At 50.6% G+C, this 892-nt stretch carries 9 tRNA genes and 1 rRNA gene; all 10 read left to right on the top strand.

Going from position 1 to position 892, the window contains the following annotated elements:
- Positions 1-77, top strand: a 5S ribosomal RNA gene (gene rrf / locus KUA55_RS18850); the annotation flags it as partial.
- A 9-nt stretch (positions 78-86) separates the two neighbouring features.
- Positions 87-160 (top strand) — tRNA-Asn (locus tag KUA55_RS18130).
- Between the two features lie 52 nt (positions 161-212).
- Positions 213-301, top strand: a tRNA-Ser gene (locus KUA55_RS18125).
- 13 nt (positions 302-314) lie between these two features.
- Positions 315-386 (top strand) — tRNA-Glu (locus KUA55_RS18120).
- A 23-nt stretch (positions 387-409) separates the two neighbouring features.
- Positions 410-482: transfer RNA gene (locus KUA55_RS18115), tRNA-Val, on the top strand.
- Positions 483-485: 3 nt separating this feature from the next.
- A tRNA-Asp gene (locus tag KUA55_RS18110) sits at positions 486-558 on the top strand.
- 14 nt (positions 559-572) lie between these two features.
- Positions 573-648 (top strand) — tRNA-Phe (locus KUA55_RS18105).
- A 1-nt stretch (position 649) separates the two neighbouring features.
- A tRNA-Tyr gene (locus KUA55_RS18100) sits at positions 650-730 on the top strand.
- Between the two features lie 3 nt (positions 731-733).
- Positions 734-804: transfer RNA gene (locus KUA55_RS18095), tRNA-Trp, on the top strand.
- A gap of 14 nt (positions 805-818) precedes the next feature.
- Positions 819-891 (top strand) — tRNA-His (locus KUA55_RS18090).
- Position 892: the final 1 nt, after the last annotated feature.

Genomic DNA, 892 nt, shown 5'->3' with positions numbered 1-892 from the left:
TCGAACACAGAAGTTAAGCTTTTTAGCGCCGATCGTAGTGAGGGGTTGCCCCTTGTGAGAGTAGGACGTCGCCACGCGTAATTTATTCCGGCATAGCTCAGTTGGTAGTAGCGCATGACTGTTAATCATGATGTCGTAGGTTCGAGTCCTACTGCCGGAGTTCTCTTTTACAAATATGAGAAATTAAGAGTTTGGGCTTTGTGCTTATTCTTGGAGAGTTGTCCGAGAGGCCGAAGGAGCATGATTGGAAATCATGTAGGCGGGTTTCCCTGTCTCAAGGGTTCGAATCCCTTACTCTCCGTTATAAATTTTATGGCCCGTTGGTCAAGCGGTTAAGACACCGCCCTTTCACGGCGGTAACACGGGTTCGAGTCCCGTACGGGTCATTTTTTGTTTTAAAGTAACATTTGGAGGTTTAGCTCAGCTGGGAGAGCATCTGCCTTACAAGCAGAGGGTCAGCGGTTCGAACCCGTTAACCTCCATTCGGTTCCGTGGTGTAGGGGTTAACATGCCTGCCTGTCACGCAGGAGATCGCGGGTTCAAATCCCGTCGGGACCGTATTAATATTTTTTGGCGCGGTAGCTCAGTTGGTAGAGCAACGGATTGAAGCTCCGTGTGTCGGCAGTTCGATTCTGTCCCGCGCCACCATGGAGGAGTAGCGAAGTGGCTAAACGCGACGGACTGTAAATCCGTTCCTTAGGGTTCAGTGGTTCGAATCCACTCTCCTCCATTTAGGGGCATAGTTTAAAGGTAGAACAGCGGTCTCCAAAACCGTTAGTGTGGGTTCAATTCCTGCTGCCCCTGTTTTTATTATTATGGCGATCGTGGCGAAGTGGTTAACGCACCGGATTGTGGCTCCGGCACTCGTGGGTTCGATTCCCATCGTTCGCCC

Source organism: Enterococcus alishanensis (genome assembly GCF_019218635.1).
GTDB classification, from domain to species: Bacteria; Bacillota; Bacilli; order Lactobacillales; family Enterococcaceae; genus Enterococcus_A; species Enterococcus_A alishanensis.
Note: the sequence above shows the minus strand (reverse complement) of the source record. Positions and strands in the feature narration are given on the sequence as shown.